The organism is Tsukamurella pseudospumae, assembly GCF_001575205.1.
Lineage (GTDB): Bacteria > Actinomycetota > Actinomycetes > Mycobacteriales > Mycobacteriaceae > Tsukamurella > Tsukamurella pseudospumae.
In genome coordinates this window covers 16,081-36,907 of record NZ_LSRE01000021.1, presented here as the reverse complement: position 1 = coordinate 36,907, position 20,827 = coordinate 16,081, and the positions used below count along the sequence as shown (strand labels likewise).

General features: G+C 69.2%; 24 protein-coding genes. 8 read left to right on the top strand and 16 right to left on the bottom strand.

Annotated elements, in window-relative coordinates:
• Positions 1 to 1,454: 3-hydroxyacyl-CoA dehydrogenase NAD-binding domain-containing protein (locus AXK61_RS15435; protein ID WP_068746181.1), on the bottom strand; the 1,454-nt coding region annotated here is incomplete at its 3' end.
• 31 nt (positions 1,455 to 1,485) lie between these two features.
• Positions 1,486 to 2,697 carry an acetyl-CoA C-acetyltransferase gene (locus tag AXK61_RS15430; protein ID WP_068746180.1) on the bottom strand — a complete coding sequence of 404 codons (1,212 nt, stop codon included), beginning with the start codon at positions 2,695 to 2,697 and terminating at the stop codon, positions 1,486 to 1,488.
• 112 nt (positions 2,698 to 2,809) lie between these two features.
• On the opposite strand from AXK61_RS15430, the gene AXK61_RS15425 reads away from it, so the two are divergent.
• Complete coding sequence (locus tag AXK61_RS15425) at positions 2,810 to 4,393, top strand: long-chain-fatty-acid--CoA ligase (protein ID WP_068746179.1); 1,584 nt, start codon at positions 2,810 to 2,812, stop codon at positions 4,391 to 4,393.
• 115 nt (positions 4,394 to 4,508) lie between these two features.
• Positions 4,509 to 5,078, top strand: coding sequence for an SMI1/KNR4 family protein (locus tag AXK61_RS15420; RefSeq protein WP_068570201.1), 570 nt, complete (start codon positions 4,509 to 4,511; stop codon positions 5,076 to 5,078).
• Positions 5,079 to 5,121: 43 nt separating this feature from the next.
• On the opposite strand, the gene AXK61_RS15415 is transcribed toward AXK61_RS15420, so the two are convergent.
• Positions 5,122 to 6,045 (bottom strand): oxygenase MpaB family protein, encoded by a 924-nt coding sequence (locus AXK61_RS15415; protein ID WP_068570237.1) that lies wholly within the window; start codon positions 6,043 to 6,045, stop codon positions 5,122 to 5,124.
• A 106-nt stretch (positions 6,046 to 6,151) separates the two neighbouring features.
• Here AXK61_RS15415 and AXK61_RS15410 point away from each other — a divergent pair, with 106 nt between their 5' ends.
• A complete protein-coding gene (locus AXK61_RS15410; protein ID WP_068570202.1) occupies positions 6,152 to 7,360 on the top strand; it encodes a TetR/AcrR family transcriptional regulator in 1,209 nt (402 codons plus the stop codon).
• 2 nt (positions 7,361 to 7,362) lie between these two features.
• On the top strand, positions 7,363 to 8,052 hold the full coding sequence (locus tag AXK61_RS15405) for an oxygenase MpaB family protein (protein WP_068746191.1): 690 nt from the start codon (positions 7,363 to 7,365) through the stop codon (positions 8,050 to 8,052).
• Between the two features lie 25 nt (positions 8,053 to 8,077).
• On the opposite strand, the gene AXK61_RS15400 is transcribed toward AXK61_RS15405, so the two are convergent.
• Genes AXK61_RS15400 through AXK61_RS15345 form a run of 12 tightly spaced genes read right to left on the bottom strand, consistent with a single transcriptional unit; the run spans position 8,078 to position 18,228 of the window.
• Positions 8,078 to 8,947: an oxygenase MpaB family protein gene (locus AXK61_RS15400; RefSeq protein WP_068570203.1), complete on the bottom strand. Its 870-nt coding sequence runs from the start codon at positions 8,945 to 8,947 to the stop codon at positions 8,078 to 8,080.
• Positions 8,948 to 8,956: 9 nt separating this feature from the next.
• Positions 8,957 to 9,151 (bottom strand): hypothetical protein, encoded by a 195-nt coding sequence (locus AXK61_RS15395; RefSeq protein WP_068746175.1) that lies wholly within the window; start codon positions 9,149 to 9,151, stop codon positions 8,957 to 8,959.
• Positions 9,151 to 9,366 carry a hypothetical protein gene (locus AXK61_RS15390; RefSeq protein WP_068570205.1) on the bottom strand — a complete coding sequence of 72 codons (216 nt, stop codon included), beginning with the start codon at positions 9,364 to 9,366 and terminating at the stop codon, positions 9,151 to 9,153. Before AXK61_RS15390 ends, AXK61_RS15395 begins: the two co-directional genes overlap by 1 nt.
• 16 nt (positions 9,367 to 9,382) lie before the next feature.
• On the bottom strand, positions 9,383 to 10,147 hold the full coding sequence (locus AXK61_RS15385; protein WP_082789370.1) for a hypothetical protein: 765 nt from the start codon (positions 10,145 to 10,147) through the stop codon (positions 9,383 to 9,385).
• 23 nt (positions 10,148 to 10,170) lie between these two features.
• Positions 10,171 to 11,130 carry an MlaD family protein gene (locus tag AXK61_RS15380; RefSeq protein WP_068746174.1) on the bottom strand — a complete coding sequence of 320 codons (960 nt, stop codon included), beginning with the start codon at positions 11,128 to 11,130 and terminating at the stop codon, positions 10,171 to 10,173.
• Complete coding sequence (locus AXK61_RS15375; protein WP_068746173.1) at positions 11,127 to 12,167, bottom strand: MlaD family protein; 1,041 nt, start codon at positions 12,165 to 12,167, stop codon at positions 11,127 to 11,129. Before AXK61_RS15375 ends, AXK61_RS15380 begins: the two co-directional genes overlap by 4 nt.
• Positions 12,164 to 13,273: an MlaD family protein gene (locus tag AXK61_RS15370; RefSeq protein ID WP_068746171.1), complete on the bottom strand. Its 1,110-nt coding sequence runs from the start codon at positions 13,271 to 13,273 to the stop codon at positions 12,164 to 12,166. The genes AXK61_RS15375 and AXK61_RS15370 overlap by 4 nt, the downstream gene beginning before the upstream one ends.
• Positions 13,273 to 14,337, bottom strand: coding sequence for an MlaD family protein (locus tag AXK61_RS15365; RefSeq protein WP_068570210.1), 1,065 nt, complete (start codon positions 14,335 to 14,337; stop codon positions 13,273 to 13,275). The genes AXK61_RS15370 and AXK61_RS15365 overlap by 1 nt, the downstream gene beginning before the upstream one ends.
• Entirely contained in the window at positions 14,325 to 15,344 is a 1,020-nt protein-coding gene (locus tag AXK61_RS15360; protein ID WP_068746169.1) for an MlaD family protein, read from the bottom strand. The genes AXK61_RS15365 and AXK61_RS15360 overlap by 13 nt, the downstream gene beginning before the upstream one ends.
• 1 nt (position 15,345) lies before the next feature.
• Positions 15,346 to 16,512: an MlaD family protein gene (locus AXK61_RS15355; protein ID WP_156485689.1), complete on the bottom strand. Its 1,167-nt coding sequence runs from the start codon at positions 16,510 to 16,512 to the stop codon at positions 15,346 to 15,348.
• A gap of 4 nt (positions 16,513 to 16,516) precedes the next feature.
• Positions 16,517 to 17,374 (bottom strand): ABC transporter permease, encoded by an 858-nt coding sequence (locus tag AXK61_RS15350; protein WP_068746164.1) that lies wholly within the window; start codon positions 17,372 to 17,374, stop codon positions 16,517 to 16,519.
• Positions 17,374 to 18,228 (bottom strand): ABC transporter permease, encoded by an 855-nt coding sequence (locus AXK61_RS15345; protein WP_068570239.1) that lies wholly within the window; start codon positions 18,226 to 18,228, stop codon positions 17,374 to 17,376. Before AXK61_RS15345 ends, AXK61_RS15350 begins: the two co-directional genes overlap by 1 nt.
• A 202-nt stretch (positions 18,229 to 18,430) precedes the next feature.
• Here AXK61_RS15345 and rpsF point away from each other — a divergent pair, with 202 nt between their 5' ends.
• The 4 genes from rpsF to rplI all read left to right on the top strand — a co-directional run bounded on the left by rpsF (position 18,431) and on the right by rplI (position 20,080).
• Positions 18,431 to 18,715 carry a 30S ribosomal protein S6 gene (gene rpsF, locus AXK61_RS15340; protein ID WP_068746162.1) on the top strand — a complete coding sequence of 95 codons (285 nt, stop codon included), beginning with the start codon at positions 18,431 to 18,433 and terminating at the stop codon, positions 18,713 to 18,715.
• A 26-nt stretch (positions 18,716 to 18,741) separates the two neighbouring features.
• The gene (locus tag AXK61_RS15335; RefSeq protein WP_068570215.1) at positions 18,742 to 19,278 is read left to right on the top strand and encodes a single-stranded DNA-binding protein; all 537 of its coding nucleotides are present in this window, start codon (positions 18,742 to 18,744) and stop codon (positions 19,276 to 19,278) included.
• A 77-nt stretch (positions 19,279 to 19,355) separates the two neighbouring features.
• Positions 19,356 to 19,613 (top strand): 30S ribosomal protein S18, encoded by a 258-nt coding sequence (gene rpsR, locus AXK61_RS15330; protein ID WP_068746160.1) that lies wholly within the window; start codon positions 19,356 to 19,358, stop codon positions 19,611 to 19,613.
• A gap of 14 nt (positions 19,614 to 19,627) precedes the next feature.
• Positions 19,628 to 20,080: a 50S ribosomal protein L9 gene (rplI, locus tag AXK61_RS15325; protein ID WP_068570216.1), complete on the top strand. Its 453-nt coding sequence runs from the start codon at positions 19,628 to 19,630 to the stop codon at positions 20,078 to 20,080.
• A 63-nt stretch (positions 20,081 to 20,143) separates the two neighbouring features.
• Here rplI and AXK61_RS15320 read toward each other — a convergent pair whose 3' ends face one another.
• Positions 20,144 to 20,644 (bottom strand): hypothetical protein, encoded by a 501-nt coding sequence (locus AXK61_RS15320; protein ID WP_068746158.1) that lies wholly within the window; start codon positions 20,642 to 20,644, stop codon positions 20,144 to 20,146.
• Between the last annotated feature and the right edge of the window lie 183 nt (positions 20,645 to 20,827).

Sequence of the window (20,827 nt, the reverse complement as noted above, 5' to 3'; positions counted from 1 at the left end):
ATGACCTTGGCCAGCACCGCATCCGAGGTCTTGGCGCCGCGGATGATCTCGACCAGCGGCATCTTGTCGACGGGGGAGAAGAAGTGGATGCCGATGAAGTCCTCGGAGCGCTTGACGCCCTCGGCGAGGATGGTGATCGGCAGCGTCGAGGTGTTCGAGCCGAGGATGGCGTCGGGCTCGACGATGTCCTCGATCTCCTGGAACACCTTGTGCTTGACCTCGACCGACTCGAACGCCGCCTCGATGACCAGGTCCACGCCGGCGAAATCGGCGGCGTCGACGGTGGGCGTGATCCGGGCGAGCAGCTCCGCCGACTTCTCGGCGGTGGTGCGGCCCTTGGCCAGAGCCTTCTCCTCGAGCTTCTCGGAGTAGGCCTTGCCCTTCTGCGCGGCTTCCAGCGAGATGTCCTTGATGACGACCTCGATGCCGGCCTTCGCGGAGACGTACGCGATCGCGGCACCCATCATGCCGGCGCCGATGACGCCGACCTTCTTGGCCTGGTACTTGTCGTAGCCCTCGGGCCGCGAGCCGCCGCCGTTGATGTGCTGCAGGTCGAAGAAGAACGCCTTGATCATGTTCTTCGACACCTGACCGGTGGCCAGCGAGACGAAGTAGCGACCCTCGATCACCGACGCGGTGTCGAAGTCGACCATCGCACCCTCGACCGCGGCTGCCATGATGGCCCGCGGCGCGGGCATCGGGGCGCCCTTGAGCTGCTTGCGCAGGTTCGCGGGGAACGCGGGGATGTTCGCGGCGATCGACGGGGAGCTCGGCGACCCCCCGGGGATACGAAAGCCCTTGACGTCCCAGGGCTGCACGCCGCCCTCGGGGTTCGCCTTGATCCACGCCTTCGCGGCGGGGACGAGCTCCTCGACGGTACCCACGACCTCGTGCACGAGGCCCACCTGCTGCGCCTTCGCGGGCTTCATCCGCGGGCCCTGCAGCAGCACGCCCATCAGGGCGCCCTGCAGGCCGAGCAGCCGGACGGTGCGGGTGACGCCGCCGCCGCCGGGGAGCAGGCCGAGGGTGACCTCGGGCAGGCCGATCTGCGAGCCGCGCACGTCGGCGGCGATGCGGTGGTGGGTCGCCAGGGCGATCTCCAGGCCGCCGCCGAGGGCGGCACCGTTGATCGCGGAGACGACGGGCTTGCCGAAGGTCTCGAGGCGGCGCAGCGCCGCCTTCATCGACTCGACGTTGTCGAAGACCTGCTGCGCGTCGGCCTTGGTGGCCTGGCGGATGAGGCCCAGGTTGCCGCCGGCGAAGAAGGTCTTCTTCGCGGAGGTCAGCACGACGCCCGTGATGGAGTCCTTCTCGGCCTCCAGGCGGTCGATGGTCGCCGCCATCGACTCGCGATACAGGTCGTTCATGGTGTTCGCGGAGCTGGTGGGGTCGTCCATCGTCAGGGTGACGATGCCGTCGGCGTCCTGCTCCCAGCGGATCATGTTCTCAGCCATGTGATTGTTTGTCTCCGTAGTCTTCGGCCGGTCAGAGGCGCTCGATGATGGTGGCGATGCCCATGCCACCGCCGACGCAGAGGGTCATGAGGCCGTAGCGGCCGCCCGTGCGCTCGAGGTTGTCGAGCACCGTCGAGACCAGCATCGCGCCGGTCGCGCCGAGCGGGTGGCCGAGCGCGATGGCGCCGCCGAGCGGGTTCACCTGCTCGCGCTCGAGCTTCATGTCCTTCATCCACCGCAGCACGACGGACGCGAAGGCCTCGTTGAGCTCCCAGTGGTCGATCTGCTCCTTCGACAGGCCCGCCTTGGCGAGGACCTTCTCGGTGGCCGGGGTGGGGCCGGTGAGCATGATGGTCGGCTCCGAGCCCGTGACCGCGGTGGCCACGATGCGGCCGCGCGGGGTCAGGCCCGCCTTCTTGCCGCCGGCCTCGTTGCCGATCAGCAGGAGGGCGGCACCGTCGACGATGCCCGAGCTGTTGCCGCCCGTGTGGACGTGGTTGATCTTCGGGACGGTGTAGTACTTCTGCAGCGCGACGGCGTCGAAGCCGCCCATCTCGCCGATGCCGTCGAAGGCGGGGCGCAGCTTGCCGAGGCCCTCGACGGTGGTCCCGGGGCGACGGTGCTCGTCGTTGTCGAGCACCGTCAGGCCGTTGATGTCCTTGACGGGCACGACCGACTTGGCGAACCAGCCGTTGTCCCACGCGGCCGCGGCGTTGGCCTGCGACTGCGCGGCGTAGGTGTCAACGTCCTCGCGGGTGTAGCCGTCGATCGACGCGATGAGGTCGGCGCCGATGCCCTGCGGCACGAAGTAGGTGTCGTAGTTGGTCGTCACGTCCTGGTGCATCGCGCCGCCGTCGGAGCCGAGCGGCACGCGCGACATCGACTCGACGCCGCCCGCGAGCACCAGGTCGTCGCCCAGTCCGGCGGCGACCTTCTGCGCCGCCATGTTGGTGGCCTCCAGGCCCGAGGCGCAGAACCGGTTGATCTGCACGCCGGCCACGGTCTCGGGCAGGCCCGCGACGGTGGCGGCGGTGCGGGCGATGTCGCCGCCCTGCTCGCCCACGGGGGAGACCACGCCGAGCACGATGTCGTCGATCGCGGACGGATCCATCGTGGGGTAGCGGTCCTTGAGCTCGTCGATCAGGCCGACCACCAGGTCCAGCGGCTTGGTGGCGTGCAGCGCGCCGCCGCGCTGCTTACCGCGCGGAGTGCGGATGGCCTCGTAGATGAATGCTTCGGGCACGGTGTTCCTTCCATGGGTGACTGTCGTCGGGTAGGTCACAAGTGAATCACTATTCTTTAACTTTGTGCGATTCGGCTCCCCGTCGAACATGTTCTAGAACACAATCCCATACATGACCGCTCTTGAGAACATCGCCTGGTTCCCGCGCACGGAGGAGCCCCGCAGCTCACAGCGCAACACCTGGAACAACCAGGTCCGCAATCACGCCGTCATGCGCGGCGATCAGGTGGCCCTGAAGTACCTGGACAACACCCTCACGTGGGCCCGGCTCGCAGACCGGGTGAGCGCGGTCGCGGGCGCGCTGTCCGAACGCGGCGTCTCGTTCGGCGACCGCGTGCTCGTGCTCGGTCTCAACCGGCTGGAGTACATCGAGGCCGTCCTCGCCGTGACGGCCCTCGGCGGCATCGCCGTCCCCGTCAACTTCCGGATGGCGCCGCCCGAGGTGGCCTACCTGGCGCAGGACACGGGCTGCAGCGCCATCGTCTACGAGGCGCCGTTCGACCCGCTCGTCGCGGCCGCGTCCGCCGCGGGCGCCGAGTTCGGCCTGCGCATCCGGTTCGACGGTGCCGACGAGGCCGCGGGCGCCCTGGCCTACGAGGACCTCGTTGCGGAGGGGCGCACGGCCCCCGTCGTCGACGTGCCGGAGGACTCCCCGGCCCTGATCATGTACACCTCGGGTACGACGGGCCGCCCCAAGGGAGCGGTGCTCACCCACGTGAACATGACGGCGCAGGGCTTCAACAACCTCATCGCGCCCGGCACGGTGGACACCGAGGCCGTGGGCGCCGTCGCGGTGCCGCTGTTCCACATCGCGGGGTTCGGCGTGCTGGCCACCGCCTTCATCGCCGGGACCACGTCGGTGATCTTCCCGCTGGGCGCGTTCGATCCCGCGCACACGCTGGACGTCCTCGAGCGCGAGGGCATCACGACGATGTTCATGGTGCCGGTGCAGTGGCAGCTCGCGGTGGCGGAGCAACAGGCCCGCCCGCGCGACTTGAAGCTCAAGTACGTCTGGTGGGGCGCCGCGCCCGCCAGCGAGACACTGCTGCGCGCCCTGGTCGACACCTTCCCCGACGCCACCATCTGCGCCGTCTTCGGTCAGACCGAAATGTCCCCGGTGACCTGCGCCCTCTCCGGAGAGGACACGCTGCGCAAGCTCGGCTCCGTCGGAAAGGTGGTGCGCACCGTCGCCGCTCGCGTCGTCGATCCCGAGGGCAAGGACGTGCCGCGCGGCGAGGTCGGGGAGATCGTCTACCGCGGACCCAACATGATGGCCGGATACTGGAACAACGTCGACGCCACGCGAGCCGCCTTCGACGGTGGCTGGTTCCACTCGGGCGACCTGGTGCGGATGGACGACGAGGGCTTCGTCTACATCACCGACCGCGCGAAGGACATGATCATCTCGGGCGGCGAGAACATCTACTCGGTGGAGGTCGAGAACGCCGTCGCGGCCCACCCGGCCGTGGTCGAGGTGGCCGTCATCGGCCGGCCCGACGAGAAGTGGGGCGAGGCCGTCGTGGCCGTGGTCAGCGTGCGCGACGGCGAGGAGCTGTCGGTGGAGTCGCTCTCGGAGTTCCTCAACGACCACATCGCCCGCTACAAGCACCCGCGTGACCTGGTGGTGGTCCCCGAGCTGCCTCGCAACCCCGCCGGCAAGATCACCAAGCCCGCCCTGCGCCAGCAGTTCGGCTGACGCGTCCGCGTCCTGTGTGCGATCGACCCCGCTCAGCGGGGTCGATCGCACACACGGCGGCGCTGAACCATCCGGTGGCGGATGCCGCCTGCACGCCTGACCTACGCTCGATCGTGTGAAAGTGCAGCTGACGGACCTGGCGCGGGTGGCCCCACCGCCCTCCGGCTCGCCGCAGGTGATCCGCGACTGGGCGACGATTGAAGCGCGTCTCGGACGGCTTCCGGCCGACTACAAGCTGTTCATCGACGTGTACGGTGCGGGACGCTTCTGGGGTGGCGAACTCGGTATCGCGCCTCCGGAATGGATAGCGTCGACCCGCGACGAATCGCCACGCGGGACGATCGGATTCCTCCGCAGCGAGGCGGCGCACCGCTCCGACGACGTGGACGTCGTGGGACACGGCTCCCTCGACGAGATCTACGGAACGCCGACGGACGAGTACCTCGTCTTCGGAGTCTCAGGGTGCGGCCAGACGCTGCTGTGGCGGACGAGCGGTGAGAACCCCGACCGATGGCCCGTCATCGCGACCAACGGCTCGGGAATCGACTACGACGGTGACGGCATGCTCAGCTACCTTATGGGACTGTTGGGCGGGACCGCCCCTACCGCGGCATTCGACGAGGAGTGGCTCGTTGACGTCATGGAACTGCATCCGGATGAGCCCTACGTGAGGGTCGAGCGCTAGCGGCTGGTGCCGGTCGTGCGATGCAATCCACCGCACGACCGGGTCAGATGAGGGGGCGGCGGAGCTTCGCGCGCAGTCGCATGTCCGCGAGGAGCAGGCGGTAGGGCAGGCGCCGCAGCGCGAGCGGGACGAGCCGGTTCACGCCCGCGAGAATGCGCCAGAACAGGTCGAAGCGGCGCTGATCGGCGGCGGTCCACTCGATCTCCATCGCCTCGCGGAACCGCGGCGCGAGGAAGCCGGCCGTCTGGAATCGGGAGAAGCCCTTGAGCGGGCCGGGAACCGCGCCGACGAAGGTGAGGTCGACGAGCTGACGCAGGTAGTCGCGCGTCTCGGTGGTGGGCCGGATCTTCTGCTCGCACAGCTCGATCCACAGCGCATCGAAATCCTCGGGGGTGGCGGGCCACATGTCCGGGTGCACCTGCAGTGTGGTGCCGAGCGGCGCGGAGTCGCGGTAGAACAGGGCGCGCTGCTCGCGGCTCATCCGCCCGCGCAGCAGCTGGTGGGTGTCCTCGAATCCCACGTACAGGCACATCGCCACCCACAGCTGCAGGTTGCGGTCCATGCCGTTGTACTTGACCGGGCTCTCCGAGGTGGGCTGCACCTGCCGGTGGGCGCCGTCGACGGCCTTGCGGTACCGGACCCGGTCACCCGCGTTCCCGAGGATGGCGACGGCGAGATAGGTGAAGGTGGTGCGGCTGCGTTTGATCGGATGCTTGTACAGCGCACCGGATTCCACTCGTGACTCCATCACGCCGTAGGCCACGGGAGGGTTGAGCAGCTGCATCACCACGTTCGCGGGGCCCGCTGCGGCGGAGGGCGCATCCATGGAGTCGGCCAGGACGGTCAGTACGTCCGCGCGTCGTTCGGGGACCGCCAGGGCGATCCGGTGTCCGGTCGCGACGGGGTCGACGGTGCGCCCGACCTCCGTCGGGACGTTCGCCGGGGCGAGGGGTGCAGTGGTGGTCATGCCGGGTTCCTCCGGAAGTTCCGTACCGAAACGGTGTGTGAACATTCATTTACTTAGTAGGCTCGACGGTACACCGCGGGCGAGCGTTCGTCACCGAGTAGGCTCGATGCGGAGCAAGGAGGAGTGGCAGGTGACGCAGGCGAAACGGAAGCGCCCCAAGGACCGGCGCGAACAGATCGCGCGGGTCGCTGCGGAGGATTTCTCCCGGCGGGGCTATCACGGCGTCGGCATCGAGCAGATCGCCGCGTCGCTCGACATCAGCGGCCCCGCGGTCTACCGCCACTTCCCCAACAAGTACGCCCTGCTCGAGCACGCGATCACCTCCGCCTCGGACGCGTTGACCACGGCCGTCGCGGATGCGGCGGAGAAGACTGCCGCTGAGCCGCCCGAGGTGCGGGTCGAGGCGATCCTCGACGCCGCGCTGGGCGTCTCCTTCGAGCGGCGCAACACGGGTGGCCTGTTCCGCTGGGAGCAGCGGCTTCTGGAGCGCGACGATCGTGCGCGGATCCGCCACCAGCTGACCGGAATGGTCGAGACCTTCGCGGATGCGGCGGAGGCGGGTCTCCCCGGCGCGGCGCGCCGCGACGTCGAGCTGCGGTGCGTGGGCGCGATCAGCGTGACGGGCAGCGTGACCGCGCACCGCACGGTCCTCGCCCAGAAGCGCGCGGAGGCGGTGCTCGCCGCCGCCGGGCGCGCCGTGTTGGCGCTGCCGGATCCGCCGGCGCCGTACCGGCTCGCGCCGCCGCCGGAGCCGGAGCCCGATGCGGGTCGGCAGGGGCAGGTGCTCGACGAGGCGATCGGCCAGATCTTCGAGCACGGCTTCCACAACGTGAGCATGGGGCAGATCGGCCGGGCCGCCGGCATCGTGCCGTCCGGAATGTACCGCTACTTCCCGAACAAGGCGGGAATCCTGGTCAGCGCGCTCGAGCGTGCCGCCGACGCGACGGCGCACGTGATCGACGAGGTGTCCGCGGCGAATCCCGAACCGCCGGAACGGCTCGCTGCTCTGGCCGAGGCGTACGTGCAGTTGTCCTTCCGCACCTCGCGACTGATGACGGTGTACTTCCGGGAGATCGGCAACGTCCCGGACGCGGATCGCAGCCGCCTCGCGAGCCTGCAACGCGCGAACATCGCCGCCTTCGCCGACGCGGTGGTCGCCGTCCGCCCGGAGCTGAGCGCGGCCGAGGCCACCTTCCTCGTGCACGCGGCCTTCGCCGTGGTCTTCGACGTGGGGCGTACCCGCCGCTTCGACCAGGACCCCGCCTTCCAGGCCGAGGTGTACGCGATGGTCTGCGCGGTGCTCTTCGAGGTGTGATCGTGGCGCGCAGCACCCGTGTCGATCAGTCGATCCTGTTGACGTACTTGGACACCGGCGCGTTCCGCGCGACGCTACCGCGGGCCGTGGGGCTGCAGGTCCTGCACCCGGCCATCGCCGCATCGTTCGACGATCACGTGCACACCAGTGTCTGGGGGCACAAGACCCGGAGTGTGGAGGCGCTCATCCGATTGGCGTACGACCCGGGGCATGCGATGTGGACCATCCGATACGCGCACGAGCACGTCAAAGGCATCGACGCGAACGGCGATCGGTACCACGCCCTGGATCCCGAGCTGTTCCACTTCCAGCACGCGACCTACGTCGATGCGCTGTTCACCGCGATCGGGGTCTACGGGCCGGGTCTGCGCGACGACCAGCGGGATCAGTTGTACGCGGAGTGCTGTCAGTGGTACGCGGGGTACGGCATCTCGACTCGCCCGGTCCCCGAGACGTGGGAGTCGTTCGTCGCGTACTTCTCCGAGGCCTGCGCAGGGCTCGCCGTCACCGCCGCGGGCGAACGGTTCGGTCGTGAGGTCCTGCGGCCCCCACGGTGGTCCATAGGCCACGTCCCGCGGTTCGCAGCCCGGGCAGTCCAGCACTCGCGGGCCAAGGAGCTTCTCGGCGTCCATCTTTCGTCCGCCGAACGCGCCGCGTGGCAGCTCTACACGGCGGCCCGCCGGGCCCACTGAGCGGCGCTCCCGGCGGGCCGCGCAGTCAGATGATCGGCTTGCCCGCGCTGATCCGGTGCCGCAGGTCCATCATCAGCGAGTAGCTGCCGCCGAATCGCAGGAACCGTGGGATGAACCGGTTGACGAAACCCACGAAGACGAAGAGGTTCTCGAACCGGCGCTGGTCCGCGGCGGACCATCGCACCCCCATCTGCTCGCGGAAGTACGGCGCGAGGAAACCGATCGTGAGGAACCGCAGGAGCGAGCCGAACACCAGTCGCATCGGGAGGTTGATCATGCGCAGATGCAACAGGTCGTCGACGTAGGCGGCGACGGGCTCGTCCAGGCGGGTCTCGGCGCACGCGCGGACCCAGTAGTCGTCGAAATCGCCTCGGGTGGCCGGCCACATGTCGCGCGGCACCTGCAGCGAGGTCGCGAGGACGGCGGCCGACTGGTAGAAGCTCTCCGCGTGCTCCTCGGACAGCCTGCCGTGCAACAGCTGGTAGGAGTCCTCGAAGCCGATGAACAGGCACGCGGCCACCCACATCTGCAGATTCCGGTCGAAGGCGTTGTACTTCACCGCCGCGCCCGGCGCCGAATGCACCTGGCGGTGAGCGACGTTCACCGCCTCCCGGAAGGCGTCGATCTCCTTCTCGTTCCCCAGGATCGCGACGGCCAGGTACTGCGTGGTGGTGCGTGCCCGCTTCCAGGGACGCTTCATGAGCGCCCCGCTGTCGACCTTCGACTCCACGACCCCGTGTCCCACACCGGGGTTCATCATCTGCATGGCGACATTGGCGGCTGCTCCGGCGAACGACCAGAAGTCGAGCGCGTCGGTCACGGCGAGGCGGCGCTTGGTGTACCGGCGGTGGACGCCGGTGACGGGGATGCGGGTCTGCTCGACGGTGAGGACCATCGCGGGCTCCTAGCGGGTCGGGGGGAGGGTGGCGAGGTGGTCGTCGAGCAGCACGAGCCCCGTTGCCACGAGCCCGATTCCGACGATCACCAGAGCGATGAGGAACAGCCACGCGGCCAGCCGGACCACGGCCGGCACCTGCTGGCGACCGCCGAGGATCTTCACGTACTGGACCACCACGTCGATGATCCACACCAGCGCCATCACTGCATCGTCACATTCGTGAACAGGAGGACGGGCCAGCAGACGATCGCCCCGAGGAAGGAGACGATCCGGTCCAGGCCACTGAGGTTCCCCAGATGGTCCATGTGCGTGAGCGACCACACCAGGCCGATCAACCCGTACGGGATGCCGATCAGGATGAGGAAACCGATGAACTCGGAGACCTTCATCTCGTAGTCGAGGAAGCGTTGCAACATCTCTCGCCCTTCGGGGTCAGTTGGGGGTGCCCGACGGTGCCGGCGCCGCGGGAACGGACGGGGAGGCCGACGGTGCCGCCGAGCTCGACGGCGAGGCGCCGCCGATTCCGCTGAGCACGGCCGACGGGTTGGCGGGGTCGCCGGCTTCGGTGATCACCCAGGATCGGTTCCGGTCCAGCGTGACGGAGTAGGTGCTCGTCGTGACGGTGCCCTGCGGTGCCTGCACGTTCTGCGAGGACACGTCGACGGCGACCTTCACCTGGTAGATGCCGTTCACCTCGGACGTGGTCTTCGCGAACGAGGCCTTGCCGGTGGACGTCAGGCGCAGGGGCGTGAGCACCTCGCGCATGAGATCGACGATCGCGTCGAACTTCTTCGACAGCTCGGGCGTGGTCCCCGCCTTCACACCGTTGAGCCACGGCGTGAGGTCGCGGTAGTCCATGGTCGCCGCCTTGACCGCGTAGTCGGAGGCGATCTGCTCGGCGCGGGCCCGGTCGGCGGTGGCCTCCCGCTCGGAGCCCAGGGTGCGGGTCTGCAGGACCAGCAGGACCGATACGACGATCAGCGCGATGACGAGCACCGTCGCGAGCACGGTCTTGACGGTGCCGGCCGGGCCCCGTCGGCCCTGGGGGCCCGGAACGTCCGTGCGGGACGCGGCCGGGATGCTCTTCCCGTCCGCCGTCGCAGCGCGGCACGGGCGGCGGCCCTTGGTGAGGACGGTCCGCTTCTCGTCGGTCTCGATATCGGGTTCGTCCCGAACGTCGTCGTGCTCCTGCGGCATGTCTACCTCTCGGTGGGGTCCGGTCACGGGCGGGGGATGGTCAGGGTGACGCGCGCGGCGCCGTCGGTACCGGCGACCTGCAGTGCGTTCGACAGCAGGGTGCTGAGGTCGATCTGGGGGACGGTGCGGTTGAGGGCGGAGAAGATGGAGATGAACGGCCCGCCGGTCGTGGCCAGCGCCGGTAGGAGCTCGTCCAGGTACGGCTTGAGGCGCTTGAAGAACGGATCGATGGTGTTCAGGAAGGGGTCCGGCGCGTCGAGCGTCATCACCATCTTCTGCACGGCCTCGACGGCGCTGCGCACCACGCCGGTGGTGTTGTCGAACTCGACGCCGAGGCGCCGTATCGCGTCGGGCGTCCAGCCGAGATCGGCGGAGTAGATCTGGGTGTCGGAGAACATCTTCCGGATGGCGGGCATGCGGGTCAGCACCGTCGAGCTGAGCAGTTGGCCCGCTCTGCTGAGCGTCGCCAACTGGTCGTCGCGTCCGGAGGTGGCCTGCCAGGCGGTCTGCACGATCTTGCCGAGGGCGCCCGTGTCCGCGGTGCGGTTCAGCGCGGCGAGGGCCTGGAAGACCTCGCTCACCGATCGGGACTGCGAGACCGCGGTCGCGGGAACGACGCTCCCCGAGGAGAACACGGCACCACCCGAGGAACGGGGCGCGATCTCGACGTAGGGCTCGCTCAAAGCGCTGAGCTGCTCGATCGACAGCGCGGAGTCCACGGGGATCCGGTACTCCGACGGGTAGCGCAGGCCGATCCGGACGCCCTCCGTCGACGGCTCGACGGACGTGACGTCGCCGATCCGTACGCCGCGCAGGAGGATGGGCGAACCGGTGGTCAGCTGGCCGGTGTGCGCGAGTTTGAGCGACAGCGTCGTGTACTGCACGCCGGGCCGGATTCCCATGTAGCCGTACAGCAGGATGAAGAGACCGACCACGAGCACCGCCGTGAACGTGATCGCGTTCGCCACCAGTTCCTTCCTCATCGGACGGCTCCGATCATCCGCATCGCCCGGACGGCCTGCTCGGCCTTCTCCGCGGTGGGGACGGCCGGCCCGTCGGACACCCTCGCCACGTTGATCTTGGGGCCGTGCTCCACCCACGGGATGATGGTGTCGCGAAACAGGTTCCGGAGGTTGATCAGGTTGTCGGGCCGAGTCCCGCCGACGGGTCGGTCCAGCAGGAGCAGCGGCCCGACCACCTGGGTGAACAGCGCGGCGAGGTCGCGGACGCCGGGGACCAGCGGGGCGGTGTTCCGCATGAGGGGCGCGAGCGATGCGAACACCTCGACGACGCGGGCGGTCTCGGCGATCGTGGCCCACCGGGTGAGCCCGGTCGGGGACAGGTAGTCGCTCAACCGCTGGTGCTCGGCGGCGACGGTGCCCGTGACGCCGACCACGGACCGCAGCGCCGCGTCGAGGGAGCGGGTGTCGTCGGCCCACGCCCGCACCGTCGTGGCGAGGTTGTCGGTGATCTTGCGCGTGCGCGCCGGGTCGTCCGGGAAGGCACCGTCGATCCGCTGAACGGTGTTGCCCAGCTGGGCGACTCCGCCGCTCCCGAGGAAGCCGGACAGGCTCGTCATGAGGTCCTCTATGTGATCCGGAGGCCGGCTCTGCGCCAGCGGGATGAGCCCACCCGCGCGCAGTGTCTGCGCCTTCGAGGTGGGGGACGACGCGAGGGCGATGTACACGTCGCCGAGCAGCGTGTCCTGGCGGAGTTCGGCGGTGCTGTCGGCGGGGATCGTCGCGGGCTGCGTGATGGTCAGGGTCGCGACGGCGCGGTCGCCGTCGAGGCGGACGGACTTCATCGTCCCGATGGATCGGCCGTTGAATCGCACCTGCGCCTGGTCGGGGAGGTTGAGGGCGTTCGAGAACTCCACCCGCAGGGGCCATCCCGACGACCAGGTGGACGGGGTGGGCAGGGTCGCGGGACTCGCGCGGAGCACGCCGACTGCACCGAGGCCGAGTACGACGAGGAGCAGCAGGGCGCGGATGATTCTGCGCCGCAGGGTCGGTCGGTTCATCGCGCGGCTCCCGTCCCACGGAGGATGGCGGAGATCAGGTCGACCTCGATGTGCCCGGGATCGATGACCCGGCACTGCCCCGGCGCCAGCCGGTTGATGTTCGCGCACGTCAGATCGGGATTGCGGGCGACCATCTTCGTCGACGGCGGCGTGTAGACCACCTTCAGGCCGAGGGTGCGCTGGTCGAAGGACACGTTGAAGGCGTCGATCAGCGGCGGCAGGAAGCCCAGGAGATCGCCCCAGTTCTTCACGCCGGCGCTCACCAGACGCGATGCGGGGATCACCGTGTCGAGGATCGGCCACAGGTTGTGGCCGTAGTGGGAGATCAGATCGCGCAGCATCTTCCCGAGCGGGATCAGGGCGACGGCCAGCGTCTCGGTGGTGCGGGCGGTCGGCACGATGACGTCGGCGAGGCCGTCGGGCGTCGTGAGCAGGAGCTGCTTGAGCGGTGCCCAGTTGGAGGTCATGCCGTGCGTGAGCGAGGAGAGGGCGTCGATCGTCTGCCCGACATCGCCGATGCCGGGCCCCGGATCGTCGAGCAGTGCTGCGAGGCTGCCGATGACACCGTTGACATCGGGGCCGGTGCCGTCCGTGGCGGCGGCGAGGGATTTGATCGAGTCCTCCACCTGCTTGGCCTGTTCGGGGCCGCCGCCGGTGGTGAGCTTCGTGGCGGCGTCACCGAGCGAGCTCAGGCTGTGGCTCAGGGACTGCGGCGTCTTCGTCTTCGTCAGGCACGAACCGGAGCGCAGTGCCGGTCCCTTGCCGGCACCGTCGACCAGCGCGAGCTGGCGCGAGGCGATGAGGGAGGCGGAGACGGTGACCGCGCCGGCGTCGCCGGTGAGCGCCTGATCGTCATCGATGTCGAACTCGACGCGCGCGGCGGCGTTCTCGGGTCGGATCGCGGTGACCTTGCCGATCGGGACGCCGAGCCGGGTGACGGGGTTGCCGACGTAGAGCCCGATCGCGTCGGGCATGAGAGCGCAGTAGCGGGCCTGCGCCTTGCCCGGCGTGCTCGCGACGTACAGCGCGCCGGCGATCAGCGAGCCGATCGTGCCGATCGCGATCGCGGTGACGAGCCATTTCGAACCCAGGATCCTGGCGAGCATCAGCAGGGAGCTCCTTCCAGTGGGATGCAGTACTGGGACGAGATCGTGGGCACGGATCCGTCGAGGACGATCGTCCCGTCGGGTTTGACCGACGACTGCAGGCGGCGCAGCAGGTTCATCGCGTCGTCGATCATCGTCTGGTACTTGGCGAGCAACCCGCCGATCTGGCCGGACATGAGGTTGAACTGCGCCTCCATGGACGCGAGGTCGTTCTGGTAGAAGTTCGCCGGGGGGATGATCCGCTTGAGGACGGAGTCGAAGGCGCTCATGAAGCGCTTGTACCCGGCCACGTTGAGGCGCGCCGTCGAGAAGTAGATGTTCATGTCGCGCATCACCTGGGTGAGCGCGTCACCGTTGCGGTTGATCGCGGTGCTGTACTCGGAGAGGGTCTGGACGAAGCCGCCGACCTCCTCCTTCTGCGTCGAGATGCTCTTCACGACGCCGTCGAGCGTCGAGAGCAGTTCCTTCATCTGCCCGGGCCGCCCGCTCGTCGCGCGCTGGATCTGTGCGAGGGACTCGCGCAGCGGCGCGGGGTCGATCGCCCGGATCTTCGGCTCGGCCTGCTGGAAGGTCTCGACGAGGCTGTACGGGATCGTGACGCGCCCGGCCGGAATCACCGACGAGCCCAGGGACTTCGTGCCGATCGAGTCGATGTCGACGAAGTACCCGCCGACGCCCGTCAGCATCTTCACGGCGATCCGGGACTGATCGCCGATGTGCACCTTGTTCTTGATCCGCAGCCCGACGGAGACGTGATCGCCCGCCAGCTCGACGCGCGCGACGGAGCCGACCGAGACACCGGCGACGCGGACGTCGTCGCCCGAGCGGACCATCCCGGCCTCGGGGAAGTCCGCGGAGTAGGTGGTGGTGCCGACGGGGCGGACCGCCAGGACCGAGCTGGCGATCATCACCACCAGCGTGAGCCCGACCCCGAGCGCACCGAAGAAGAGTTGGCGCGCACGCGAACTGGGTAGCGCCCATGCCTCCTCGAGGCCGGACGCGAGGTTCAGGGCCACTCGGTAGCCGTCGCGGAGCAGGGTCATGGGGAGGTTCAGCGCCGACACAGTGTCACCTTCGATCCGCGGAGGAAGACCTGAAGGCCCGCAGGTAGTTGTGCTTCGCCGCGGCTGCAGCCCGTATCGCCGCCGGCTGCGGGAATCCGTTGCTGCGTCAGGTTCGCGAACAGGCCGGGCAGGAGCGCCGCGAGGTCGACGAGGCTCTGCAGGCGCGGGAGTTCGGGCCGCGCCAGCTCGATGAGGGACGTGCCGGCCGGCTGCAGGCCGGCGCCGCGCAGCAGGGCGTCGGCGGCGGTCATGAGCTCTGCACCCTGATCGGAGAGGATCGTGGTGGACGGTGCGGCGTTCCGCATCACCTCGCCGATGCCCTGTAGGTAGCCGATCACCGTCGGCAGGGCGGTGGACTTGCCGCCGAGGCTGTCGTTGATCGTCTTGAGGTTGCGCACCAGCGTCTGCAGCAGCGCCGAGCGGTCGTTCGTGAAGCGACTCAGCGTCTGCAGCGCGTCGAGCAGCGGACCGAGCCCGGAACCGTCGCCCTCCACGACGGCGGCGATCGACTGCGCGAGGTGGTTGATCTGCTCCGGCTGCATCGCGGCCAGCACGGGTTGGAGCCCGTTGAAGATCGTGGTGACGTCGAAGGAGGGCACCGTCCGGCCCGTGCCGATCGTGGATTTCGGGGCGATCGCCGCGGCCCTCGCGTCACTGGGCGAGAGATCGAGATACCGGAGCCCCGTGAGGTTCTGGAAGCGGATCGAGAGCGTCGTGGCCGTCGTGAGGCGCTGGGCCCGGTCGACGGTGAACGCGACCCGCGCGAGCGTGCCGCGGGCCGTGTCCTCCTGGTCGAGCGCGACCTCCTCGACCTTGCCCACCTGCACGCCGAGCAGCCGGACGTCGTCGCCGGGGCGCAGCCCCGACGCGTTGGTGAACAGTGCCGTGTACGGGGATTGGGCCGCCTGCGCGGGCCGGGTGAGGGCGCGCACGGTGAACGCCGCACCGACGGCCACGAGGACGACGAAGATCAGCAGCAGGGTTCCGGGGTTCTTGGCGGTGCGCATGTCAGCGGCCCCTCGTCGTGGTCGGCGCGGCTGCGGTGGACGACGGTGCCGGGGTCCCGCCCGCGGGCCGGGCGGTGGTCGGCGCCGTCGACGGGGGCGTGGCCGGCGCGGGCGCGCCCGGCGGGGTCACCGAGAACGACGGTGCCGGGGGCAGCAGCGAGGAGATGGCCGGGAACTGCTGGAAGGTGACGTCCAGGTTGAGGACGGGGCCGGATCCGTTGTCCGGCATCGACCTCCGGATCCGCTCGATGAGTTCCTCGATCTGCCGGCCGTTGCGCGCTGCGTCGGGAAAGCTCGTGGTGGCCCGGGTGGCGAGCTCGCGGATCGGCACGAGGACCTCGGTGAGGGCCGCGACGTTCGGTGCGCTGAGCAGCGCGGCGAGGGCCGGTGCGAAGTCGTAGGCGAAGGCCTGGATGGTGTCGTGCTGCCGCTTCGGGTAGCCGGGGGTGTCCGGCCCGGTCCACTCCCACAGGGTGCGCAGGCCCGGGAGCATGCGCTTCATCGACGTGTCGAGCGAGCCGAGGGTCGCGGCGATGGTCGGCAGGGTCTGCGCGGTGGCGATCCGCTGGGTGTCGGCGTTGGCCTCGGCGATGGCGCCGATCGCGCCGAGGAAGGGCAGGAACTGCCGGGTCGTGGTGTCCGCCTGGGCGATCAGCTGCGCCATGTGCGGGCGGAAGCTCTCGCGCTCCATCGTGCTCAGGGAACGGAGCAGGGATGCCATCGTCCCGTCGTCGGGGGTGCCGAGGGGCTCCCACGACGCGCCCCGCGCCAGGACCCGTCCGCCACGGCCCGGCGTGAGAGCGACGACGGTGATGCCGAAGGTGTTCCCGGGCGCGAACGCGACCTTCACCGCGTCCGTCACCAGGTCGTCGGCCGCGCCGTTGAGCCGCATGTCCACGCCGAGCCGGCCCGACCCGTGGTCGGTGACGTCGGTGACCTCGCCGATCCGCAGCCCGTCCATCTCGACGGCGGTGCCTGGCCCCACCCCCGGAGCCACATCGCGGACCACGAGCGTGAGGGTCTTCGGAGGCGTGGAGACGATCGACCGGACCAGCCAGAAGCCGGTCACGAGGAGCACCGTCGCCAGGATCGCCGCGAGGCCGCGGCGCAGCAGCACCGGCCCGGGCGTCATCATCCCCGTGACCGGGGAGACCAGATTCGTCGTCACGCCCTCACCCCTTGAACACCAGGTCGCTGTTGATGCCCCAGATGGCGAGGGTCATCAGCATGTCGAGGACGACGATCGCGACCATCGACGCGCGTACGGCCCGGCCGGACGCCACGCCGACGCCCTCGGGGCCGCCCGAGGCGAAGAAGCCCTGGTAGCAGTGGATGAGGATGACGGCGCAGATGAACACCACCACCTTGGCGATCGATGCGACGAGGTCTGCGGGCGAGAGGAACTGCTCGAAGTAGTGCTCGTAGGTGCCGGCGGCGTCGCCCTGCGCGAGCGTGACGATGGTGCTCGAGGCGAAGAAGCTCACGATGATCGCGATGAGGAACACCGGCACGATCGCCACGATGCCCGCGATCATGCGGGTGCTCACCACGAAGGAGATCGAGCGCAGGCCGAGGGCCTCGAGGGCGTCGATCTCCTCGGTGATCCGCATGGCGCCGATCTCCGCCGTCATCCGGCAGCCGGCCTGGACGGCGAAGCCCGCGGCGGCGAGGATCGGGGCGAACTCGCGGGTGTTGGCCAGGGCGGCGATCACGCCGGTGAGCGGGCCCATGCCGAGCAGGTCGAGGGTCGAGAAGGCCTGCACGGCGACGGTGCCGCCGACGGCGAGCCCTAGGACCACCATCATCAGCGAGGTGCCGCCGCCGACGATGACCGCGCCGCGGCCCCAGGTGAGGTCGGTGACGGTGCGGATCGTCTGCTTCGGGTAGCTGCGGATCGCGTGCGGGATCAGCGCGATCGACGACACCGTGAAGGAGAGCATGTGGCCCAGGCGTGCGATCAGGACACGCAGGGTGTCGTAGACCGTGCCGAGGGTCCGGAAGCCCTTCGGGCGGTAGCGGGCGATAGTCATTAGCCCACCCGCATGGGGAAGTAGCTCGTGTAGATCTGCGTCAGCGCGAAGTTGAGGACGATGATGCCGACGGTGGACACGACCACCGTGGTGTTCACCGAGTCGGCGACGCCGCGCGCCCCGCCTTTCGCCTCGAGACCGTGCTGGCAGCCGAGCACCGCGATGATCAGCCCGAAGATCGCGGCCTTGAGCAGGGAGAAGCCGAAGTCGCGGGTGGTGGCGTAGGCGCCGAAGCTGAGCCAGTAGCTCCCGGACGTGACGTTCTGCCCGAACACCGCGAGGTAGTACGCGGCGCCGATGCCGACGACGGTGATGAACACGCAGAGCAGGGGCGCGACGAGGGCGGCGGCGACCATCCGGGGGACGACGAGCCGGCGTACCGGGTCGATGCCCATGACGCGCATCGCGTCGACCTCCTCGCGGATGGTGCGCGATCCCAGGTCGGCGGCGATCGCCGACGCGCCGGCGCCGCCGAGGAGCAGACCGGCGGCGAGCGGCGCGGCCTGCTGGATCACGGTCAGGCCGCTCGCGGCGCCCATCAGGGAACCCGCACCGATCTGGTTGACGATGCTGCCGACCTGGATCGTCACGATGACGCCGAAGGGGACGGCCATGAGGAAGGCGGGCACGGCGGTGACGCTGACCAGGAACCAGGCCTGGACCACGACCTCGCGAACCGGCACCTTGGCCCGGAGCACGTCGGCCACCATCGACACCGTCGCGTTGAGCACGAGTTCGACGGTCCGCCCGAGCGTGCGGACGGGCCCGAGCGCGTTCGCGTCGAGGTTCGCGCGCAGGGCCGCGATGGCTCCGGGCCGGGCGACCGGAGCGTCCTGGGGTGCCTGTTTCGGCATGGGCGCCTCCTTCCGCGTCATATGTTAAGGAACATTCTCTATCTGCGTGCGGTTTCGCGCACATATTCACGAACGCTGTGTCAGGGCGCTGATTTCGCAGGTGGCGACGGGTTGGGGTAGCCTGGTGCGGTTGCCGTCACGGCAACACTCCTGCCGTGGAGAGTCCACGGCCGCATAGTCCATAGGAGGAGGCGAAAAGCCCATGCGTAATTACGAACTGATGGTGATCCTGGATCCGAGCCTGGATGAGCGCACCGTCGCGCCCTCGCTGGAGACTTTCCTGAACGTGATCCGCAAGGACGGCGGATCGATCGGGAACGTCGACATCTGGGGCAAGCGCCGTCTTGCTTACGAGATCTCCAAGAACGCCGAGGGCATCTACGCGGTGATCGATCTGACCGCCGAGCCCGCCACCGTGAACGAGCTCGATCGTCAGCTCAAGCTGAACGAGTCGGTGCTTCGCACTAAGGTGCTGCGGCAGAACTAGCCGTACTACAAGCAGGGAGAAACACCATGGCAGGCGAGACGGTCATCACGGTCATCGGAAACCTCACGGCGGACCCGGAGCTGCGCTTCACCCCGTCGGGTGCAGCGGTGGCCAACTTCACCGTCGCGTCCACGCCCAGGACCTTCGACCGGAATTCCAATGAGTGGAAGGACGGCGAGGCACTGTTCATGCGCTGCAACATCTGGCGCGAGGCGGCGGAGAACGTCGCCGAGTCGCTCACGAAGGGCACTCGCGTCATCGTCTCGGGCCGGCTCAAGCAGCGGTCCTACGACGATCGTGAGGGCAACAAGCGCACGGTGGTGGAACTCGAGGTCGACGAGATCGGCCCCTCCCTCAAGTACGCGACGGCGAAGCCGACGCGCACGCAGCGCGGCGGTGGCGGCGGCGGTTTCGGTGGCGGCGGTCAGGGCGGCGGTGGCGGTTACAGCCAGCAGCCGGCCCAGCAGGCTCCGCGCCAGAACCAGCCCGCAGATGATCCGTGGGGCAGTGCCCCCGCGGCCGGGAGCAGCTTCGGCGGCGGCAACGACGATCCGCCGTTCTGATCCCGGGATCGAACACTGTGAAGGCATCCCCGGTCCGCCGGGAGCCGAAGTAGACCTCATCAAGGAGTACCAACACCATGGCCGGTAAGGGCAATGGCCGGAAGGCGCGCGTCGAGAAGGCCGTCAAGGCCAAGGCGTGCACGTTCTGCAAGGAGAAGAACACCAAGATCGACTACAAGGACACCACGCTGCTGCGTCGGTTCCTGTCGGAGCGGGGCAAGATCCGCAGCCGTCGCGTGACGGGCAACTGCGTCCAGCACCAGCGCGACATCGCGATCGCCGTCAAGAACGCGCGTGAGGTGGCCCTGCTGCCGTTCACGTCGACGACCCGCTAAGGAGGGATGAAGAAATGAAGCTCATCCTCACCGCCGACGTCGACAACCTGGGCGCCCCCGGCGACACCGTCGAGGTCAAGGACGGCTACGGCCGTAACTACCTGCTGCCCCGCGGCCTGGCCATCGTCGCCACCCGTGGTGCCGAGAAGCAGGTCGAGGGCATCCGCCGCAGCCAGGAGGCCAAGCGCGTGCGCGGCCTCGATCACGCCAACGAGCTCAAGCAGGCCATCGAGGGCCTCGCCGCCGTCTCGCTGACCGTGAAGACCGCGGAGTCGGGCAAGCTGTTCGGCTCGGTCACCGCCGCCGACGTCGCCGCCGCGCTCAAGGCCGCCGGCGGCCCCGTCGTCGACAAGCGCAGCATCGAGCTGCCCGAGGGCCACATCAAGTCCACGGGTTCGTTCCCGGTGGTCGTCGCCCTGCACCCCGATGTCCGCGCGAAGTTCGCGCTCACCGTCGCGGCGCAGTAGCTCCACGTACGAGAGAACCCCACCGCCCTCGGGCAGTGGGGTTCTTTCGCGTCTACGGGGCGATCAGACGGTGATCGTGCCCACGCACGGCGTGCTGGTCTGGGTGCCGATCCACTCCGAGCCGGCGCCCGCCTTGATCACCATGTTGAAGGTGACGGAGCCCTTGCCGGTCGTCACGGGCGTCTTGTTCAGTGTGGGGGACGCGCCGACGCCGCTCACCTTGGCGGTGCCGAACTTGCCGGTCGAGGTGTTGTTCCAGGACAGCGAGCCGTTCGACGCGAACTGGCTGAGGACGAAGTCGCGGTAGCCCGCGCTGCCCGTCGCGGAGACCAGGATCTGCCCGGGGCCGCCGACGGTGACCGTGACCTTCCACGCGAGCTGATCGCCCCCGAGGGTGAACATCGGGTTCGCGCTCGAGCAGGTGGCCGTCACCGAGGCGGGCTTCGGCTTCGGCTTGGGTGCGGGCGCGGGCGCGGCCGTGGCGGGTCCGATGGCGAACGTGGCGGCAGCCGCGAGCGCGACCGCGACGCCGGCTGTGCGCGTCGAGATCGTGGAGGTGTTCATCGGTGTGTCCTTCCGCAGTCGTCAATGCTCGGACAAGAGTACGCGTCGCGGGTGACCCGGAGAAGGTGCGTGCGAGCCCGGTGACGTGTTCGTGCAGGTAGGGGGCGCGGTGGGTGACCGGCGGGTAACAACGAGGGGTGGTTTTGCCTGCCTGCCGATGACGGGTGTACTGACGACACGCCC

What these genes read in the sequence shown, in the direction of transcription:
- AXK61_RS15425 (WP_068746179.1), top strand. Translation starts at nt 2,810, where the DNA reads ATGACCGCTCTTGAGAACATCGCCTGGTTCCCGCGCACGGAGGAGCCC.
- AXK61_RS15415 (WP_068570237.1), bottom strand. Translation starts at nt 6,045, where the DNA reads ATGACCACCACTGCACCCCTCGCCCCGGCGAACGTCCCGACGGAGGTC.
- AXK61_RS15410 (WP_068570202.1), top strand. Translation starts at nt 6,152, where the DNA reads ATGCGGAGCAAGGAGGAGTGGCAGGTGACGCAGGCGAAACGGAAGCGC.
- AXK61_RS15400 (WP_068570203.1), bottom strand. Translation starts at nt 8,947, where the DNA reads ATGGTCCTCACCGTCGAGCAGACCCGCATCCCCGTCACCGGCGTCCAC.
- AXK61_RS15395 (WP_068746175.1), bottom strand. Translation starts at nt 9,151, where the DNA reads ATGGCGCTGGTGTGGATCATCGACGTGGTGGTCCAGTACGTGAAGATC.
- AXK61_RS15390 (WP_068570205.1), bottom strand. Translation starts at nt 9,366, where the DNA reads ATGTTGCAACGCTTCCTCGACTACGAGATGAAGGTCTCCGAGTTCATC.
- AXK61_RS15385 (WP_082789370.1), bottom strand. Translation starts at nt 10,147, where the DNA reads ATGCCGCAGGAGCACGACGACGTTCGGGACGAACCCGATATCGAGACC.
- AXK61_RS15380 (WP_068746174.1), bottom strand. Translation starts at nt 11,130, where the DNA reads ATGAGGAAGGAACTGGTGGCGAACGCGATCACGTTCACGGCGGTGCTC.
- AXK61_RS15375 (WP_068746173.1), bottom strand. Translation starts at nt 12,167, where the DNA reads ATGAACCGACCGACCCTGCGGCGCAGAATCATCCGCGCCCTGCTGCTC.
- AXK61_RS15370 (WP_068746171.1), bottom strand. Translation starts at nt 13,273, where the DNA reads ATGCTCGCCAGGATCCTGGGTTCGAAATGGCTCGTCACCGCGATCGCG.
- AXK61_RS15360 (WP_068746169.1), bottom strand. Translation starts at nt 15,344, where the DNA reads ATGCGCACCGCCAAGAACCCCGGAACCCTGCTGCTGATCTTCGTCGTC.
- AXK61_RS15350 (WP_068746164.1), bottom strand. Translation starts at nt 17,374, where the DNA reads ATGACTATCGCCCGCTACCGCCCGAAGGGCTTCCGGACCCTCGGCACG.
- AXK61_RS15345 (WP_068570239.1), bottom strand. Translation starts at nt 18,228, where the DNA reads ATGCCGAAACAGGCACCCCAGGACGCTCCGGTCGCCCGGCCCGGAGCC.
- rpsF (WP_068746162.1), top strand. Translation starts at nt 18,431, where the DNA reads ATGCGTAATTACGAACTGATGGTGATCCTGGATCCGAGCCTGGATGAG.
- AXK61_RS15335 (WP_068570215.1), top strand. Translation starts at nt 18,742, where the DNA reads ATGGCAGGCGAGACGGTCATCACGGTCATCGGAAACCTCACGGCGGAC.
- rpsR (WP_068746160.1), top strand. Translation starts at nt 19,356, where the DNA reads ATGGCCGGTAAGGGCAATGGCCGGAAGGCGCGCGTCGAGAAGGCCGTC.
- rplI (WP_068570216.1), top strand. Translation starts at nt 19,628, where the DNA reads ATGAAGCTCATCCTCACCGCCGACGTCGACAACCTGGGCGCCCCCGGC.
- AXK61_RS15320 (WP_068746158.1), bottom strand. Translation starts at nt 20,644, where the DNA reads ATGAACACCTCCACGATCTCGACGCGCACAGCCGGCGTCGCGGTCGCG.